Origin of the sequence: Xanthomonas sp. AM6 (genome assembly GCF_025665335.1) — a bacterium.
Classification (GTDB): Bacteria; Pseudomonadota; Gammaproteobacteria; order Xanthomonadales; family Xanthomonadaceae; genus Xanthomonas_A.
Window position 1 is genome coordinate 772,754 of the sequence record NZ_CP106869.1, and the last position, 15,223, is coordinate 787,976.

Genomic DNA, 15,223 nt, shown 5'->3' on the forward strand with positions numbered 1-15,223 from the left:
ACACGCAGCCTGCCGTCGCACAGGTAAAGGATCGGCCAAGGCCATGTCGTCGCCGCGTGTGCGGCCGCGCCGGACCCGTTGCGGCGCGGGCGTCTGCGCCGGGTTTACAGCGGCAGCGATACGCTGAACGCGCTGCCGCGATTCAGGCCGTCGCTGCCGGCCAGCACCGTGCCGCCGTGCGCGTTCACGATCTCGCGCACCACGGTCAGTCCGATCCCCATGCCGGCGCTGTTGAAGCCGACCGCGTGCGCGTCCTGCACGAACGGCTCGAACACCAGCGGCAGGGCCTGTGCGGAGATGCCGATGCCGGTGTCGGAGACGACCAGCAGCGCCTGGCCCGCGCGCTGCTGCAGGTCCAACGCCACGCGGCCGTGCTCGGGCGTGTATTTGGATGCGTTGTCGAGCAGATTGCGCACCACCTGCGACAGCCGCACGCGATCGCCCTGCATCTGCAGCGCGTGGCCGGGCAGCTGCACCGCCAGCGACTGCATGCGTGCGCCGATCGCCGGGCGGCAGGCGGCGACCGCTTCCTCCACCGCCTCGCACAGGTCCATCGGCCGCATGACCAGGCGCAGCTTGCCGGTGCGCACCCGCGACAGGTCCAGCAGGTCGCCGACCAGGCGGGTCATGTGCACGACCTCGTGTTCGATGATCCGTTGCATGCGCAGCAGGTCGTCCGGCGGCAGGGTGGCGAGCATCGACCCGGCCAGGCGGATCGGGGTCAGCGGATTGCGCAGTTCGTGCGCCACGAAGGCCAGGAATTCGCTCTGCCGCTGGTAGGCCCGCTCGGCGCTCGCCTGCAGCTCCTGCGCGCTCAACGCGGCCAGCACCAGGTGCTCGTTGGCCTGGCGCAGCTGCGCATGCTGGTCGCCACCGGGCGCGGTCTCCGTCGCCCCCGCATTCAGCGCCTGCGCCTTGGCGGTCAACGCGTTGCGGTGCGCGTGCAGTTCGCCGACGCGGCGCGGGTCGTAGAACTCGAAGCACGTGGTCGACAGGCGCTTGGCGCAATACATCGCATCGTCGGCATGGGACAGCAGGGCCTCGGCATTGTCGGCATCGTCCGGATACAGGCTGATGCCGATGCTCACGCCCAGCCGCAGCGCGTCCTCGCCGGCGACCGCGGGCCGTTCGAAGGCCCCGATCAGCGCGGTCGCCGTCGCCGCGGCATAGGCATTGGCGCTGAGCCCGGTCAGCACCACCACGAACTCGTCGCCGCCGTAGCGCGCCACGGTGGCATGCGCATCGACGATGTCGCTGATGCGCTCGGCGGCCACGCGCAGGAACATGTCGCCGGTGGCGTGCCCGAGCAGGTCGTTGACCTGCTTGAATTCGTTCAGATCCAGGAACAGCACGGCAATGCGGCTGCGCTGCGCATGCGCCGCGGTGATGGCCAGATTGAGCCGCTCGAACAGCAGTTCGCGGTTGGGCAGCCCGGTCAGCGCGTCGCGCTTGGCATGGCGCGTGGCGTCCGCCAGCGCCAGTTCGTAGGTCGCCACCTGCGCCTGGGCGCGCAGCGTGGACAACACCAGTTGCTCGTTGGCCGCCTGCAGGTCGCTGGCGACGCCGCGCGGAACCTGCTCCTTCAGTGCGTTCAGGTCCGCCTGCAGCCGGTCCAGCTCTAGCCGCGCGACCAGCGACTGGCGGCGCAGGTGCGACAGTTCGAGGCGGGCCACGTCGACGGCGGGCTGCTCGGAAGGCGGCTGCATGCGCTCAACCCGTGTCGAGCGCGCCGCGCGCGCCGTGCTTGCGCGTCGGCCGGCCGCCGAGCAGGCCTTCCTGGTCCGGCAGCGCCGCGCCGATGCGGATGCCGCTGTCGTCGATGTGGAATTCCCGCAAGGCGTCCGAGTGCGCGCTGGCGCGGACCTTGACCACCGCCATGACCCGGCGCAGCCGGCTTTCGACCTCGATGTAGCGCTGCACGATGATCGCATCGGTCATGAAGGCGGTGCCGTAGGGGCTGAAGCGCAGGTCGGTGTAGCGGTCTTCCAGTTCGGAGGTCATCAGCACGGTGGCCCCGGTCGCGGCCAACGCCACCACCATCCGCGACAGCGATTCGCGGAAGTCCTCGCGGAAGGTCGGCGCCAGCGCCAGCTCGAACGCCGACAGCGAATCGATCACCACGCGGGTGGCGCCGAGCCGCTCGATCTCCGAGACCAGCGCCAGCAGGATCTCGTCGATCGACAGGTCCGGCGCGCGGCTGTCGACGACGCCGACCTGGCCGCTGGCGATCAGCGCCGCCAGCGTGGGAGCGCGCACGCGCTGCGGCTGCTGCTCGAAGGCGACCAGCACGCCGGTGTCGCCCTGGCGTGCGCCCTCGGCCAGGAACGCGGTGGCGAGCAGGCTCTTGCCGGAACCGGACGGACCGGCGACCAGCAGCGAATAGCCTTGCGGCAGGCCGCCGCCGAGCATCGTGTCCAGTTCCGGCACGCCCATCGGCAGGCGCGTGCCGGTCAGCCGCGCCGGTGCGTTCGGCGCCAGCGCCGGCATCGGCGCGAACACGCGCACCCCGGAGCGGTCGATGCGGAACGTGTGCAGTCCCGGCAGCGACGGCTTGCCGCGCATCTTCATGATCTCCATCTTGCGCACCATCGAGTTGCGCTGCACGCTCTGGCGCAACCAGATCAGCCCGTCGGCCACGGTGAACACCGGGTTGGGATCGGATTCCACGAAGTATTCGCCGATCAGGAACGTGGTCGCCTGCCAGCTGGTCATCAGCATGCCCAGCTGCTGGATGAAGCGCTGCAGGTTGTTGTGCAGGTTGCCGTCGGCGGTGCTGGCCAGCGCCACCGAGCGGAACGAATCGACGAACACCAGCGCCGGGCGATGCGTCTCCACCTCGGCGACGATGCGCGCCAGCACCCGGTCCAGGTCGCCGGCCAGGGTTTCCTCGGAGAGGTTGACGAAGTGGATCGTGGCGTTGATCGCGGCGGCATCGAAGAAGTCGAACTGCTGTTGGTAGCGCAGCATCTTCAGCGGCGGCTCGCCGAGCACGGTGAAGTACAGCGCCGGGCGTTCGGGCGAGGCCAGCGCGAACATCATCTGGTGCGCCAGCGTGGTCTTGCCGCAGCCGGGCGGCCCGGCGATCAGGTTGAACGAGAATTCCGGCAACCCTCCGCCCAGCACCTGGTCGAGTCCGGGCACGCCGGTCGCCAGGGCGCGGAGGATGACTTTACTGCTCATGGGGAGATGTCCTGGGCGGGCGTGGCCGCGGAGAGGGGAGTCCAGACCGGGCGCAACAGGCGCTCGGTCAGTTCCGTGCCGATCATGCCAACCAGCAGGTCATGGAAGCTGTGCAGGAGCGCGCCGCCGCCTGCGGCCGCGGCCGGCGCGGGTTGCTCGGCCAGCACGCGGCGCAGCACGTCGATGACGCCGCGGTCGCTGGAAATTTCGCTCGCCGCGTACGTCTCGGCCAGCCACGGAAAATGGTCCTTGCAGACGAACAGCGTGCGCCTGAGCAACGCCGCGACTCCGCGCGCGCCGAGGATCGGCGTCAGCGCATCGTCCATCTGCTGCCACACCTGCACGATCGCGGCGGCGACATCTTCGGCACTGGCGCGCGCGGCCCGTCGCTCCAGCGTTGCGACAGCGGCCGATAACGCTGGGTTGCCCATTGGCGCTACGTCCAGCCTAGGGAATGTATGCAGCCACTGTATACCCTTCCGCACATGAGCAACGCGTTGGTGCGCGCCGGCGCGTATACAGAAATGCGCAGGCGCAAACCGTCGGCACGGTGCCTGGGGGCGCAAAACGCCAGAACGCCAACGCGCGCGCTGGAACGGCTGTCGCGACGCTGCGCCGAACCCGGCGCGCGGATTCAGGCCGACGCGGCGATCGTGCGCGAGCCGAGGATGATCATGCGCAGCATCGCGCTGATCTGCCGCACCAGTTCCGGGTCCTTCTCCGGCGGCAGGTCCATCGCGGTGGCGCCCATCGCGAACACCAGCCGGGTGATCGCCTTGGACACCAGCGCCGGCTCGTGCAGCGGCGCGTTGTCGATCGCTGCCAGGCGGATCAGGTCCACCCGCAGTTCTTCCTCGAAGTAGTTCAGTTCGCGATCCACCGCGCGCTTGAACGCGTCCGAGCCGACCGTGCCCTCGCGCAGCAGCACGTGCAGCAGCTTGTCGTCGGCGCGCAGCTGCTCCATGAAGGTTTCCACCGAGCTGAGGATCACGCTGCGGTTGCTGCCGGCCGCGCGCTGCCGCGCCTGGCCGATGATGGTGCGCAGCGAACTGCCGGCCAGGTCGATCAGCGCCACCGCCAGTTCGTCCATGTCGCGGAACTGGCGGTAGAAGCTGTTGGGGGCGATGCCGGCCTCGCGGGTCACTTCGCGCAGGCTCAGCGTGGACACGCTGCGGTGCGGCCCGATCAGCTTCAATGCCGCCGCCAGCAGGTCTTCGCGCGAGATCGCGCTCTTGCGCGCGGGCAGCGCGTCCTCGGGCAGGGGCAGGGGAGTGGAGGTCATGGACGGGCTGAGCCAGGCAAGACAGGGATCATAGCGCCTTCGCTGAATATACAAGTGTATAGACATCTGTATCTGCGCCTGTATAGTGGGCCCATGAACGCTGCCCGCCGTCCTGCCTCCCCCCGCTCCGCCACCCGCGCCCTGCGCGCCTGGGTGCAGCCGGAGGTGTTCGATTTCTGGTCCACGCGCATCCATCCGCTGTGGACCTGGCAGCGCCCGCGCGCGCGGCTGCTGCAGCGCGAGCGCGCCAGCAGCGATGCGGTGACCCTGGTCCTCAAGGCCAACCGCCACTGGCGCGGCCTGCGCGCCGGCCAGCATGTGCAGCTGGGCGTGGAGATCGACGGGCGCCGCCTGAGCCGCAGCTACAGCCCCACGCCGCTGCCGGGCGGGCGCCTGGCGATCACGGTCAAGGCGATCGACGGCGGCCGCGTCAGCCAGTACCTGGCCGACACGGCGCGGATCGGCGAGGTGTTCGAACTGGGCCAGGCGTTCGGCGACATGGTGCTGCCGGCCGCGCCGCACGGGCGCTGGCTGCTGCTTGCCGCCGGCAGCGGCATCACCCCGATGCGCGCGCTGCTGCGGCAGCTGGGCGACGCCGGCATGCCCGCCGACGTGGACCTGATCTACTGGGCGCGGCATCGCGCGCAGCTGTGCTTCGTCGACGAACTGCAGGCGCTGTCCGCCGCACACCCGCGGTTCCGCCTGCAGCTGGCGATCACCGGCGAAGGCGATGCGCCGGCGCCGCGCGTGGACAGCATGTCGCTGGCGCACCTGGCCGGGCTGGAGCAGGCGCAGGTGCTGGCCTGCGGCCCGGGCGGATTCGTGCAGGCCGCGCGTGCGCGGCTGGACGGCCGCGTCGCCCGCTTCCAGGCCGAGGCGTTCAGCGCGCCGCTGCTGGCCGATGCCGAACACGGCACGGTCGCGGTGACCCTGGCGCGCAGCGGCCGCGTGCTGCAGCTGCCGCGCGGGCAATCGCTGCTCACCGCGCTGGAAGCCGAAGGCCTGCGCCCGAAGCACGGCTGCCGCATGGGCATCTGCAACAGCTGCGCCTGCGGCAAGCAGTCCGGGGCCACCCGCGACCTGCTCACCGGCGCGCACGCCACCGAACCGGGGTCGATGCTGAAGCTGTGCATCAACAGCGCCAGCAGCGACCTGATCCTGGACCTCTGAAGGACTTCCCCATGGCTGCTCCCCGCAACCGCGCACTGACCCCGGCCGAACTGCAGGCCTTCGGCGACGAACTGGACGCGCTGCGCGTGCGCACCGTCGCCACCCTGGGCGAAGCCGACGCGCGCTACATCCGCCGCATCGTCGCCGCGGTGCGCTACACCGGCCTGGCCGGGCGCGCGCTGCTGTTCCTGGGCGCGTTCGTGCACAGCGTGCTGTGGCCGGCGTGGATCGCCGGCGTGGCGCTGCTGACCCTGTCCAAGATCCTGGAGAACATGGAGCTGGGCCACAACGTGATGCATGGCCAGTACGACTGGATGGGCGATGCGCACTTGAACGGCAACACCTACGAGTGGGACATCGTCGCCACCGGCGACAACTGGCGCAAGACGCACAACTTCAAGCACCACACCTACACCAACGTGCGCGGCATGGACGACGACATCGGCTACGGCCTGCTGCGGATCTTCCCCGAGCAGCGCTGGCGCCCGTTCTACCTGGCGCAGCCGTTCATCGCGGTGGTGTTCGCGCTGCTGTTCGAATGGGGCGTGGCGATCCAGGACCTGCGCCTGGGCCGCTGGTTCGCCGGCAAGATGAAGCGCGGCGAGCTGCGCCGCACCTTCCTGCCGGTCGGGCGCAAGATGGGCCGGCAGATCCTGAAGGACTACGTGGTGTTCCCGGCGCTGGCCGGCCCGTTCTTCCTGCCGGTGCTGCTGGGCAACCTCGCCGCCAACGTGCTGCGCAGCATCTGGACCTTCGTGATCATCTTCTGCGGCCACTTCACCGCCGATGCGGAGACATTCCCGAAGGAGTCGATCAAGAACGAGTCGCGCGGCCACTGGTACCTGCGCCAGCTGCGCGGTTCCTCCAACCTGGCCGGCGGCAAGCTGCTGAACGTGCTGTCGGGCAACCTGAGCCACCAGATCGAGCACCATTTCTACCCGGACATCCCGGCCAACCGCTACGCGGCGCTGGCGGTGGAGGTCAAGGCGATCTGCGCGCGCTACGGCCAGCACTACAACACCGGCTCGCTGCCGCGCCAGTTCGGCCAGGTGATGTGGCGGATCGTGCGCCACGCCTTCCCGAGCCGGCCGCGGCCGGTGCGCCAGACGCGGCCGGCCGAGGCGGTGCAGCAGACGGGTTGAGCGCCGGCGCGCGCAGCGGCGCGCATGGGTCGCATGAGACAGGCGGGGTTTCCCCGCCTGTTTCGTTTTGCGCTCCGGAATCTGGAGCCGCCTTCCACGCCTCGCTCACGCCGCGCCGCCGATCATCCGCGCTGCCCGCGCATCGCCGCCTGGTGCGCCGGTCCATTCGACTGTGCGAGGTCCGCGATGAAGCCTGCCAACCTGTTCAATGTGGTCGCCAAGAAGGCGTCGTACGCGGCCGGCACGCCATGGACGTTCTGCATCGCGGTCGGCATCGTGGTGCTGTGGGGCGCCACCGGCCCGGTGTTCGGCTTCAACGACACCTGGCAGCTGGTGATCAACACCGGCACCACCATCATCACCTTCCTGATGGTGTTCCTGATCCAGCACACCCAGAACGCCGACACCGCGGCGATGCAGATCAAGCTGGACGAACTGATCCGGGTCACTGCGAAAGCCAACGACGAGCTGCTCGATCTCGAAGAACTGGACGAGAAGCGGCTGGAGGAGATCCGCAAGCAGTACGAGACGCTGGCGCACAAGGCGGGCGAAGCGCTGCGCTCGCGCAACGCGAATCGCGGCGCGGCTGGCAAGGAAGGGAGGTCCACGCGCGGCGACGGCGACTGACGTCGCGATCCGTTGTTTGCCGCGAGACGTGGCGGGCATGCCTGCAGCGGGCATGCGCGCGTCCGATGCATCATCGGAACGCACGCACATGGTCTGCGTGGCGTCGCTGCCGCTCGCTCGGCAGACAAACGCGCGATCGGCGCCTTACGTCAGCGCCGGCCCGCTATACAGGCCAGCCGCGTTCTCTCCGTTCTCTCCACCACGCCGCGCTTCGGTGGCGGACACCACGTCGCCGTGCGGCGGCGTGAACGTGCCATCGTCCGGTACGGCGCGGTAGGCCCCATCCTGCGAAAACGCCACGCCTTGTTGCGCGCTGCCGCGACGGCGATACGCCCTGGCCGCCGCGACGGCGGCGCCAGCGATCGCCAGTTTCCAAAGTAGTCCGCTCATGTTCGGCTCCTGTGCCAGATGAAGCCCGATCGTCGGCGCACGCCGGTTAGCACTGCGTGGAAGGCGTGCGACTGCGCCGTGCATTCGTCTTCCGCAAAACGGCGCCATTCATGCAGGACGTGGTGTTCGCGCCGTGTTCATCCCGCCTTATGCCGTCGCTAACACGCGTACGCCCAGGCTTGGTCGCACGCCGTGTCGTCGCGCATGGCATCGGAGCATCGAGGAGATCTTTCATGAGCAATCACGATTCCCGCACACCGGTGGGGCACGACGTCCGTCAGGCCGGCGATCGCGGCGGTGCCGAGGCCACGCGCGACAACGGCAGCCATGGCGGCGGCGCGTCCGCTGCGCCGTCCCGCACGGCATCCGGGCAGGCGCCACAGGACCCGCCGGCGGACGCTGCAGGCGCCGACCGCAGTGGCCAGACCCAGCCGAATTTCGGCCAGGCCGGCACCTATGGCGCCACCGGCGAACATGCTGGCGGGGCGCACGGCAGGGCGGCGAGCGGCGGCTATCACGAGGATGCCTCCGGCGAAGGCGGCGGCCGCGACGAGCGCGCCGGCGGCAGCGAAAACCAGTGACACCGCCCGCGCCGGGGTGAGTGCAGGCGGCACCGGCGCGCCGGTGGGGGGCGCCGGGACCACGCCTGTGTAACGGATCGCGTGCCAGCATCTCCGCTTCCTCATGTGGAGATGATCATGTCCAAGCCGAACGTGGCCCGCCTGCTCGCCGAGACGCTGCATAGCGCGGGGGTGGAACGCATCTGGGGCGTCACCGGCGACAGCCTCAACGGGCTCACCGATGCGTTGCGGCAGATGGACAGCATCGAGTGGATGCACGTGCGCCACGAAGAGGTGGCCGCGTTCGCCGCCGGCGCCGAGGCGGCGCTGAGCGGCAAGCTCGCGGTCTGCGCCGGCAGCTGCGGCCCGGGCAACCTGCACCTGATCAATGGCCTGTTCGACTGCCACCGCAGCCACCAGCCGGTGCTGGCGATCGCCGCGCATATCCCGTCCTCGGAGATCGGCCTGGGCTACTTCCAGGAGACCCATCCGCAGGAACTGTTCCGCGAATGCAGCCACTACGTCGAACTGGTCACCAACCCGGCGCAGATGCCGGAGGTGCTGCATCGGGCGATGCGCACCGCCATCCTGAAACAAGGCGTGGCGGTGGTGGTGATTCCCGGCGACGTGGCGCTGCTGGAGCTGCCCAAGGCCACGCCGACCGCGTGGCCGGCGTTGGCGCCGCCGCGGATCCTGCCGGCCGATGCCGACCTGGCGCGTCTGGCCGAATTGCTGCAGGCGAGCAAGGCCACCACGCTGCTGTGCGGCAGCGGCTGCGCCGGCGCGCATGACGAAGTGGTGGCGCTGGCCGACCTGCTCGGCGCGCCGGTCGTGCACGCGCTGCGCGGCAAGGAATACGTGGAGTGGGACAACCCGTTCGACGTCGGCATGACCGGCCTGATCGGTTTCAGTTCCGGCTACCAGGCCATGCTCAACTGCGACACGCTGCTGATGCTCGGCACCGATTTCCCGTATCGCCAGTTCTACCCGAAGGATGCGGCGATCGTCCAGGTCGACCGCGACCCGTCCGCGCTGGGCCGGCGCACGCCGCTGCAGCTGGGCATCGCCGCCGACGTGCGCGAGACCATCGCCGCGCTGCTGCCGAAGCTGCAGCGGCGCGAGGAGCGCGGCTTCCTGGACAAGTCGCTGGCGCACTACCGCAAGGCGCGCGAGGGCCTGGACGAACTGGCCGTGGCGGCCGCGCCCGGCGAACCGCTGCACCCGCAGTTCGTGACCAGCATGATCGACCTGCTGGCCGAGGAGGACGCGATCTTCAGCTGCGACGTCGGCACGCCGACGGTGTGGGCGGCGCGCTACCTGCGCATGAACGGCAAGCGCCGCCTGCTCGGCTCGTTCAACCACGGCTCGATGGCCAACGCGATGCCGCAGGCGCTGGGCGCGCAGGCGCAGTTCCCGCGCCGGCAGGTGATCTCGCTGTCCGGCGACGGCGGCTTCAGCATGCTGATGGGTGACTTCATTTCCCTGGCGCAGCTCGGCCTGCCGGTGAAGGTGGTGGTCTACAACAACGGCTCGCTCGGCTTCGTGGCGATGGAAATGAAGTCGGCCGGGTACCTGGACACCGGCACCGACCTGAGCAACCCGGACTTCGCCGCGATGAGCAACGCGATGGGCATCCTCGGCCTGCGCGTGGACGAATCGGCACAGCTGGAACCGGCGCTGCGCGAGGCATTCGCGCATCCGGGGCCGGTGCTGGTCGACGTGCGCGTGGCCACCCAGGAACTGGTGATCCCGCCGGCGATCAAGCTGGAGCAGGCCAAGGGCATGGGCCTGTACCTGTTGCGCGCGGTGATGAGCGGACGCGGCGACGAGGTGATCGAACTGGTCAAGACCAACCTGCGCTGAGCCGTCGATGGCGGCGCCGCGCCGTTTCCGCGCAACCTTTCGCATCTGTGGACACTACGGCTGATCTGGAGCGTCATCCTCGCCGCCTGCCCGGGCATGGCGGCGGTGGTGCGGTGCTGGCCGGTGCCGCGGGCGTGGAAGGCGGGGATCTGGGGCGGCAGTGCGGCGGCGTCGCCTACGCCTGTCCCACCTGCGACGGTGCGCTGAATCAGTCCGCCGCCACGCCCGCGACCACGTCGCAGGCGATCCCGGCCGCGGCCAGCTGCGCGGCCAACTGCGCGTGCGGCGCCCGCCGGAACGCATCGCCCGGCTTCAGGCTGACCACGCGCTGCCCGGCCTGCACCTGTTCGATCAGCAAGGCCAGATGCGCGGCATCGTCGGCCGGCAGCGGTTGCCGTGTCGCATCGCGGCGCGCCAGGCCCAGCACCGCCGCGCTCACCGCGGGGTCGCACAGCAGCAGGTCGGCCTGGTTCAACGCGCGCAGCGCCTTCAGCGTCAGCGCGCCGGGATCGCCGTTGCCGGTGCCGACCAGCCACACGCTGCCGCGCCGCGGCACGTCCTCCCCGCTGCGTTGCAGGGCATCGTGGAAGGCCTGCTCGGCGGCCTGGGTCTGCCCGCTTTGCAGCAACACCTGCACCGGGCCTTCCAGCACCTGTTCGAACCAGCGCCGGCGCTGCGCCAGCTGCGGCAGGCGCGCGCGGATCGCCTCGCGGTGGCGCGCGAACAGCTGCGCCAGCTGCGCGTAGGAATGGTCCAGTTCGGTCTCCCAGCGCTCGCGCAGGCGCCGCGCCAGCATCGGCGCCGCGCCGCTGGAGGAGATCGCCACCAGCAACGGATCGCGGTCGATGATCGCCGGCACCTGGAACGTGGACAGCTCGGCATCGTCGACCACGTTGACCAGCTTGCGGCGCTGCCCGGCCTGCGCGGCGAGATCGCGGTTGAAGGCGGTGTCGTCGGTGGCGGCGATCACCAGCCAGGCGCCGTCCAGCCACTGCGGGTCGAACGCGCCGTCGACCCGCTGCAGCCGGCCCTGCGCCAGCCATTGCGCCACCGTGGCGTTGAGCGCGTGCGCGTACACCTGCACCTGCGCGCCGGCGTGCAGCAGCGCCTCGATCTTGCGCATCGCCACCTCGCCGCCGCCGACCACCAGCACGCGGCGCCCGGCCAGGTCGGCGAACAAGGGATACAGCGGCATGCGGACTCCTGCGGGGTGGGGGCGGCTCGCGGCGGGCGCTTGTTGCATGGCACCATGCGGCTCAGCCAACTTCCGTTAGCCAGGTCCGAATGCTGCGCGTCCTGCTGGTCAACGATACCGAAAAGCCGATCGGGCAGCTGCGCCAGGCGCTGCTGGACGCCGGCTACGAGGTGTTGGACGAGGTCGCGGCGGCGCCGGCATTGCTCAAGGCGGTGTCCACCCAGCAGCCGGACGTGGTCATCATCGACGTCGATTCGCCCTCGCGCGATACCCTCGAGCAACTGGCGCTGATCCACCGCCAGGCGCCGCGCCCGGTGGTGATGTTCTCCGCCGACGGCGACGACCAGCTGATCCGCGCGGCGGTGGGCGCCGGCGTCACCACCTACGTGGTCGACGGCCTGGCGCCGGCGCGGCTGGCGCCGATCGTGCAGGTGGCGCTGGCGCGCTTCGAGCAGGAAGCGGGCATGCGCCGGCAGCTGGACGAAGTGCAGGGCAAGCTGCGCGATCGCGAACAGATCGATCGCGCCAAGCGCCTGCTGATGGACAAGCGCGGCATGAGCGAGAACGAGGCCTACGCCGCGCTGCGGCAGCAGGCGATGAAACAGGGACTGAAGCTGGCCGAGGTCGCCCAGCGCATCCTCGCGATGGCCGACCTGCTGGGATGAGGAAGCGATGAGCGCACCACTGCACCGCGAACCGCGCACGCTGCGCCTGGGCTACCTGCCGCTGATCGACTGCGCGCCGCTGATCGCCGCGGTGCGGCTGGGCCTGGACCGCCGCCACGGCCTGCGCCTGGAACTGCAACGGCAGGCGTCGTGGGCGGCGGTGCGCGACAAGCTGCTGTCCGGCGAACTGGACGCGGCGCACGCGCTGGCCGGCCTGATCTACGGCGTGGAGTGCGGCATCGGCGGCCCGCAGGCCGACCTGGCGATCCTGCTGACCCTCAACCAGAACGGCCAGGCCATCGCCCTGGCGCCGGCGCTGGCCGACGCGGTTGCGCAGGGCACGCCGCTGCGCGTGGCCTTGGCCGCGCTGGGGCGCCCGCCGGTGTTCGCGCAGACCTTCCCCACCGGCACCCACGCGATGTGGCTGTACTACTGGCTGGCGGCGCAGGGCGTGGACCCGATCGGCGCCATCCAGGCGGTGACCCTGCCGCCGTCGCAGATGCCCGACGCGCTGGCGCGCGGCGAACTGGACGGCTACTGCGCCGGCGAACCGTGGGCGGCGCAGGCCGAAGCGATAGGCGTGGGCCGGCGCGTGATCCGCAGCGGCGACCTGTGGCCCGGACATCCGGAGAAGGTGCTGGCCTGCCGCCGCGCGTTCGCGGCGTTGCAGCCGGAGCTGGCGACCGCGCTGACCGCCACGCTGCTGGAGGCCTGCCGCTGGCTCGACGCTGCCGCGCATCGCCGCCAGGCAGTGGCGTGGCTGGCCGATGCGGAGGTGATCGGGTTGCCGGCCGAGCGCATCGCCGCGTGCCTGCTGCCGGGCGGCGCCGCCGACGATGGCGCCGATCCGCAGGGGCTGCGCTTCCATGCCGATGGTGTGGCGAACATGCCGTGGCTGTCGGACGGGCGCTGGTTCCTGCAGCAGTTCCGGCGCTGGGGGTGGTTGCCGGCGAGCGCGGCGGGCGCCGCACAGGATGCGGTGCACGATGCGCAGGTCGTGGCGCGGGTGCATCGGTTGGACATCTACCGTGCTGCCGCTGCGCAGTCGGGCGTGGCGCTGCCGGCGCACGACGCGCGCGACGACGGGTTGCCGGATTGGCATGCCGTGCGCGCACCCAAGTAGCCAGGTTCTTTGAGCGACGGACCGGTACCCGGGCGAAAGCGCGAGAGAACGTCCAGGGACCGCGTTGGACTATCCTCGCGACGTCGAAACCGTCCCGGTCGAACGCATCGACCGTGGCATGGCCGGCATGTCATGGCGGCGCGCCGTTGTCGCGGCGTGCGCGATGGCGCTCGATGGAATGTCTCGATCCAAGCGACCATGCGCAGCGAATGCCAGCTGCGCCTCGCGCGCGAAGGCCTCCGCATGCCGCGAAGCGCCGCGGAGCCGCCGCGTCGATGTCGTGGATCGGATGCCTTTCTTGGGGACCGGCGGCGGCACCGTGGCGACGGTGTGACGGTTCGGCAGGCGCACGGCCGTGCTGGCCCAGCGCTTTTGCAACGACCGTTTCGATGCGCGTTCCCGCGCGCAGCGGATGTGCTGAAAGCAAAGGATGCGGTTGCCGCGGCGCACAATAACGGTGCATGGCGCACCAACTTGTGTTCGCTGCAGCCTGCAAGCCTCGCCTCGATGGCGCCGAGGCGCACGCCGAGATGCCGCCATGCCGCTGAATTTCCTGGAAATTCGAGGTAATCCAGGCGCGGCCGAAAACCTGGCACGCCGATTGCGATAGTCCTCCTGCGGACGCAACGGGGTGTCCGCACCAACTCGATTCGGCAGGCGGGCCAACGGCGGTCCGCCTGCCCAGACAACGGCGTCTTCCGGTGCGAACCGGACGGCGCCGTTTTCGTTTTTCCCTTCCTCAACTACCGCGCGCGGCGGGTGGTGTGCAGCGCTGCGGCCCAACGTTTCTCGGAGATGGCGCGGATGAACCGATCGTTCTGGCAAGCCGGGCATACGCCCACGCTGTTGTCGGCGTTCCTGTATTTCGACCTGAGCTTCATGGTCTGGTACCTGCTCGGTCCGCTGCAGGTGCAGATCGCCGCGGCGCTGCAGCTGGATACGCAGCAGCGGGCGCTGATGGTGGCGGTGCCGATCCTGTGCGGGGCGGTGCTGCGGCTGGTCCTGGGCATGCTCGCCGACGTGATCGGCGCCAAGCGCGCAGGCATGCTGGCGCAGGTGCTGGTGATCGCGGCGCTGGCGGTGGCATGGCAGCTGGGCGTGCACAGTTTCGCGCAGGTGCTGCTGCTGGGGCTGATGCTGGGCGTGGCCGGGGCCTCGTTCGCGGTGGCGCTGCCGCTGGCCTCGCGCTGGTATCCGCCGCAGCACCAGGGCACGGCGATGGGCATCGCCGGCGCCGGCAATTCCGGCACGGTGTTCGCGGCGCTGTTCGCGCCGGTGCTGGCCACCGCGTTCGGCTACCAGGCGGTGTTCGGGCTGGCCTGCATTCCGTTGCTGCTGACCTTACTGGTGTTCGCGCTGTGCGCCAGGGACGCGCCGGTGGAGGTGCCGCGCAAGCACCTGGGCGACTACGCGCGGGTGCTGGTCGGCAACCGCGATTCGTGGTGGTTCATGCTGTTCTACGCGATCACCTTCGGCGGCTTCGCCGGGTTCGCCAGCGCCTTGCCCGGCTACTTCCACGACCAGTTCGACTTCTCGCCCAAGCTCGCCGGCTGGGCCACCGCGGCGTGCGTGCTGGCCGGATCGGTGATGCGCCCGCTGGGCGGTGCGCTGGCCGACCGCGTCGGCGGCACCCGCACATTGCTGTCGATCTATCTGCTGGTGGCGCTGCTGGTGGCTGCCGCGGCGGTCGGCGTCGGCGGTCCGGCGGCGACGGTGGCGCTGTTCGTGCTGACCCTGCTGTGCCTGGGCACCGGCAACGGCGCGGTGTTCCAGCTGGTGCCGCAGCGCTTCGGCCGCGACATCGGGCTGATGACCGGGCTGATCGGCATGGCCGGCGGCATCGGCGGCTTCCTGCTCGCGGCGGGGCTGGGCATCGTCAAGCAGCACACCGGCAGCTATGCGCTGGGGCTGTGGCTGTTCGCCGGCTGCGCGCTGCTGGCCTGGGGCCTGCTGTCCAACGTCAAGCAGCACTGGCGCAGCCAGTGGGCCGCGGCCGGCGCGGCGCGCGTCTGATCCCCTCCATCGA

At 70.4% G+C, this 15,223-nt stretch carries 14 protein-coding genes; 8 read left to right on the forward strand and 6 right to left on the reverse strand.

Features of this window, described 5'->3' with window-relative positions:
- Positions 1 to 104: 104 nt before the first annotated feature.
- The 4 genes from OCJ37_RS03220 to fabR all read right to left on the reverse strand — a co-directional run bounded on the left by OCJ37_RS03220 (position 105) and on the right by fabR (position 4,462).
- Complete coding sequence (locus OCJ37_RS03220) at positions 105 to 1,706, reverse strand: diguanylate cyclase domain-containing protein (RefSeq protein WP_263112271.1); 1,602 nt, start codon at positions 1,704 to 1,706, stop codon at positions 105 to 107.
- A gap of 4 nt (positions 1,707 to 1,710) precedes the next feature.
- Complete coding sequence (locus OCJ37_RS03225; RefSeq protein WP_263112272.1) at positions 1,711 to 3,180, reverse strand: ATPase domain-containing protein; 1,470 nt, start codon at positions 3,178 to 3,180, stop codon at positions 1,711 to 1,713.
- Entirely contained in the window at positions 3,177 to 3,611 is a 435-nt protein-coding gene (locus OCJ37_RS03230) for a hypothetical protein (RefSeq protein WP_263112273.1), read from the reverse strand. Before OCJ37_RS03230 ends, OCJ37_RS03225 begins: the two co-directional genes overlap by 4 nt.
- Before the next feature lie 203 nt (positions 3,612 to 3,814).
- On the reverse strand, positions 3,815 to 4,462 hold the full coding sequence (fabR, locus tag OCJ37_RS03235; protein WP_263112274.1) for an HTH-type transcriptional repressor FabR: 648 nt from the start codon (positions 4,460 to 4,462) through the stop codon (positions 3,815 to 3,817).
- A 93-nt stretch (positions 4,463 to 4,555) separates the two neighbouring features.
- Between fabR and OCJ37_RS03240 the strand changes: the two genes are divergently transcribed.
- The 3 genes from OCJ37_RS03240 (at position 4,556) to OCJ37_RS03250 (ending at position 7,401) form a co-directional block, all read left to right on the forward strand.
- The gene (locus OCJ37_RS03240; RefSeq protein ID WP_263112275.1) at positions 4,556 to 5,632 is read left to right on the forward strand and encodes a ferredoxin reductase; all 1,077 of its coding nucleotides are present in this window, start codon (positions 4,556 to 4,558) and stop codon (positions 5,630 to 5,632) included.
- Between the two features lie 11 nt (positions 5,633 to 5,643).
- Positions 5,644 to 6,774, forward strand: coding sequence for a fatty acid desaturase family protein (locus OCJ37_RS03245; RefSeq protein WP_263112276.1), 1,131 nt, complete (start codon positions 5,644 to 5,646; stop codon positions 6,772 to 6,774).
- Between the two features lie 186 nt (positions 6,775 to 6,960).
- Complete coding sequence (locus OCJ37_RS03250; RefSeq protein ID WP_263112277.1) at positions 6,961 to 7,401, forward strand: low affinity iron permease family protein; 441 nt, start codon at positions 6,961 to 6,963, stop codon at positions 7,399 to 7,401.
- A gap of 144 nt (positions 7,402 to 7,545) precedes the next feature.
- Here the strand turns inward: OCJ37_RS03250 and OCJ37_RS03255 are convergent, their stop codons facing one another.
- A complete protein-coding gene (locus OCJ37_RS03255) occupies positions 7,546 to 7,791 on the reverse strand; it encodes a hypothetical protein (RefSeq protein ID WP_263112278.1) in 246 nt (81 codons plus the stop codon).
- A gap of 233 nt (positions 7,792 to 8,024) precedes the next feature.
- Here OCJ37_RS03255 and OCJ37_RS03260 point away from each other — a divergent pair, with 233 nt between their 5' ends.
- Together OCJ37_RS03260 and poxB are read left to right on the forward strand one after the other, a co-directional pair.
- On the forward strand, positions 8,025 to 8,372 hold the full coding sequence (locus tag OCJ37_RS03260; protein WP_263112279.1) for a hypothetical protein: 348 nt from the start codon (positions 8,025 to 8,027) through the stop codon (positions 8,370 to 8,372).
- 132 nt (positions 8,373 to 8,504) lie between these two features.
- A complete protein-coding gene (gene poxB, locus OCJ37_RS03265) occupies positions 8,505 to 10,214 on the forward strand; it encodes a ubiquinone-dependent pyruvate dehydrogenase (RefSeq protein ID WP_263113560.1) in 1,710 nt (569 codons plus the stop codon).
- A 208-nt stretch (positions 10,215 to 10,422) separates the two neighbouring features.
- Here the strand turns inward: poxB and OCJ37_RS03270 are convergent, their stop codons facing one another.
- Entirely contained in the window at positions 10,423 to 11,409 is a 987-nt protein-coding gene (locus OCJ37_RS03270; protein ID WP_263112280.1) for a siroheme synthase domain-containing protein, read from the reverse strand.
- Between the two features lie 92 nt (positions 11,410 to 11,501).
- Here OCJ37_RS03270 and OCJ37_RS03275 point away from each other — a divergent pair, with 92 nt between their 5' ends.
- The 3 genes from OCJ37_RS03275 (at position 11,502) to OCJ37_RS03285 (ending at position 15,210) form a co-directional block, all read left to right on the forward strand.
- Positions 11,502 to 12,074 carry an ANTAR domain-containing response regulator gene (locus tag OCJ37_RS03275; protein ID WP_263113561.1) on the forward strand — a complete coding sequence of 191 codons (573 nt, stop codon included), beginning with the start codon at positions 11,502 to 11,504 and terminating at the stop codon, positions 12,072 to 12,074.
- A 7-nt stretch (positions 12,075 to 12,081) separates the two neighbouring features.
- Positions 12,082 to 13,197, forward strand: a complete 1,116-nt coding sequence (locus tag OCJ37_RS03280) for a CmpA/NrtA family ABC transporter substrate-binding protein (RefSeq protein ID WP_263112281.1) — start codon at positions 12,082 to 12,084, stop codon at positions 13,195 to 13,197.
- A gap of 843 nt (positions 13,198 to 14,040) precedes the next feature.
- Positions 14,041 to 15,210 carry a nitrate/nitrite transporter gene (locus tag OCJ37_RS03285; protein ID WP_263113563.1) on the forward strand — a complete coding sequence of 390 codons (1,170 nt, stop codon included), beginning with the start codon at positions 14,041 to 14,043 and terminating at the stop codon, positions 15,208 to 15,210.
- The last annotated feature ends 13 nt before the right edge of the window (positions 15,211 to 15,223 follow it).